The organism is Herbaspirillum sp. GCM10030257, assembly GCF_042666555.1.
GTDB lineage: Bacteria > Pseudomonadota > Gammaproteobacteria > Burkholderiales > Burkholderiaceae_D > Noviherbaspirillum.
In genome coordinates, this window is the sequence record NZ_JBHTDH010000090.1 from 1 (window position 1) to 2,488 (window position 2,488).

Genomic DNA, 2,488 nt, shown 5'->3' on the forward strand with positions numbered 1-2,488 from the left:
CAGGACCGCCCGGGCCATAGTACGCAGGCCATTCGGCCTCAAACCAGCCGGCTATGGTTTCAACGGCCGAGGGATGATCGACCAAGGGTTCGACGGTGATCTCTTTGATCATGCTCTGCGCTCTAACGTTCAAGGTACCCAGCACGCGCCAGCGTGTCGGTGTTCACCGACGCGTTATATGGGCGATGGAAGGTAGTATAGATTGTCATTTCTTCCGCTTGACCGTTTGAATACACCTGTCTGCACACAGGCATCAAACTCCTTTTCGAGTTCACCAGACTCGACATAGGGCGTGAACTCATCGAATTGTTCGCCAAAAATCGTTAATCGCCACAGGTCAAAACCGTCGATTCTTCCTTGGTCTCCATAATCGTAATCGACGCAAATGCCATCAAAATGGAATCTGCAGCCAATGCCGTGGAATGCATACTTGAATGGACCAAGTGTCCCTACCCGTGGGACACCATTTTGTATCCAAAACCGTGGCTCTTCCACTTTCATTCTTTCCTTCATGGTGTCCTCAGCTTCTGACACCTTACGTAAGAAAAGATCTATTAGCTGTCGTAGTTGCTCGCTCATCATGTATGCATATAACGAGGCTGTGCAAAAAGCAAACTTTCAAGCGACATGGCGCCTACTGCACGTTCAGTCATGATTCCAGTTTCCTGAATCGGTTTAGATAATCAAAGTGTCTGCCATATGGCTAAAAATGGCAAGAACAGCGCCTTGTTGTCCTTCTCTTACCCCGCATATCCATGATGCGCCAGCTTTTCAATATTGTGCACCATGCAGTACAGCTTCCACTGCGTATCTACTTTGCATTGACCGCGCAAGGTGAAGCGGTCCAGCCGCTTGTTGTAGCGCAGGTTGCCAAACACTGGTTCGACGGTGGCAATCCGCCTTCCGTATAAAGCTCGGCCTTCCGGTGTGTCGATTTTCTGCTTCATCGACTCGGTATGCTTCAATGATGAAACCTGATTCTTTCTGAAGAAGGCAACCTGTCTGGTTTCGGTGGTATCCGGTTTGCGCAGGCATTGTTGACGCAAACTGCACGGCATGCAAACGCTCTTGGCGCCGGTGAATTTACGATAGGTTCTGCCGTTGGCGGTGTTGTTGACCCCATTGCTATACAGCTTCTTGCCAGCCGGGCAAATGCACGTATTGCTGACAGGGTCATAGTGGAAGTCGAGCGGCTTAAATTTTCCACTGCCCGCCGATTTAAGAGCCGGCTTCTTGTTATACAGCGGATCTGGCTTGCTTTTGTGCTTTGCTTGTTCTTTGAACCGCTCATCCCGCCTACGCATCTGTGAATCAGCAATCAATGCCGCAATACGCTTGTCATGCAATTGCCCCGGATTGGCTTCACTGTGATATCCAGCGTCAGCAGTCATTACTGTGCGTTTTCTCGCAAATGGCCGGGCATTTTCAATCATCGGCAACAACAAGCTTTGCTCTGATCCCGAGCCGTGCGCTTGCGCCGCCACGATGATCTGACATTCTGCATCGACGGTAGCTGCTCCGATATAGCCTTGTATCACACCTTTACCGGTGGCCATCTTCGCACTGTCATTGTCGGTAACGTTGCTTTTGCGCTCAGGGCCCTTGCCGGAGGCATCGCCGATACGTTTAGGGTGAGTGCGTAGAAACTCACGGATCGACTGTGCTTCTATTTGTAATGCATGAATGCGATCCTGTTCTGCTTTCCGCTGCGCGTGTATTTGGTCCTTCTCGCTCTGCTGGTCCAGACTGCGATGCGTCTTGAGCATTTGCCGGACTCGGCGCTCAATCGCATCAGCCTGGTGAGCCAGTTCGGCGTGTGTACCGCTACGCGCCTTGCTGGCATTGCTTGGCAATTTAACGCCATCAATGGCAAACATGTCGCGGCCGATTAACCCTTGGCGGTCACAGATAAGAATGACTTCGGTGAAGATGCCAGAAATCTGGTCACCAAGATGACGGATGAACGATGCGATGGTGGTATAAGCCGGCTGCGTATCGCCAGAGATAGCCATGAACAGGACATTCTCGCGGCAGGCCCGTTCAATGGCGCGGCTGCTAATGATGCCGCGCGAGTATGCGAGCAATACGATCTTAAGCATGACGGCGGGGTCGTACGCCGGCGCTCCGGTGTCGTCGTTAATATATCTGGCAGCCAGTGACAAAAGGTCAAACTCGGTATCGATCAGCACATGCAGTGCATGTTCGAATGTACCGAGTTGGATCTGCTGTTCGAGGACTACGGGAAGAAAGCGAGGGTTCATGTCTACTGGTTTGAATCGTGCCATCGGAGCTCCTTCATCGCAGATGTCACTTACTCAGACAGCCCAGATGCCAATTCGTTTACACCTTTTTGCACAGCCTCAACGTTCTAGGTTGACCGGCGCGGTGCGTCGGTGTCGAATGGCACGTTATACAGCGTCCCGTGGTCGATTTTCCTTGTCATATGGGCCTACAGGCGAGTGTCTGAAGGCCATCCTGGTAGCGGTAC

2 protein-coding genes are annotated in these 2,488 nt (G+C 51.8%); both read right to left on the reverse strand.

Features of this window, described 5'->3' with window-relative positions; translation table 11 throughout:
* Positions 1–174: 174 nt before the first annotated feature.
* Positions 175–582 carry a DUF6896 domain-containing protein gene (locus tag ACFQUU_RS29155; protein WP_382252118.1) on the reverse strand — a complete coding sequence of 136 codons (408 nt, stop codon included), beginning with the start codon at positions 580–582 and terminating at the stop codon, positions 175–177.
* A 158-nt stretch (positions 583–740) separates the two neighbouring features.
* Positions 741–2,285: an IS1182 family transposase gene (locus ACFQUU_RS29160; RefSeq protein ID WP_382252120.1), complete on the reverse strand. Its 1,545-nt coding sequence runs from the start codon at positions 2,283–2,285 to the stop codon at positions 741–743.
* Positions 2,286–2,488 lie beyond the last annotated feature (203 nt).

Excerpts from the sequence above, each read along its gene's own strand:
- ACFQUU_RS29160 (WP_382252120.1), bottom strand. The coding sequence starts at position 2,285 with ATGGCACGATTCAAACCAGTAGACATGAACCCTCGCTTTCTTCCCGTA.
- ACFQUU_RS29155 (WP_382252118.1), bottom strand. The coding sequence starts at position 582 with ATGATGAGCGAGCAACTACGACAGCTAATAGATCTTTTCTTACGTAAG.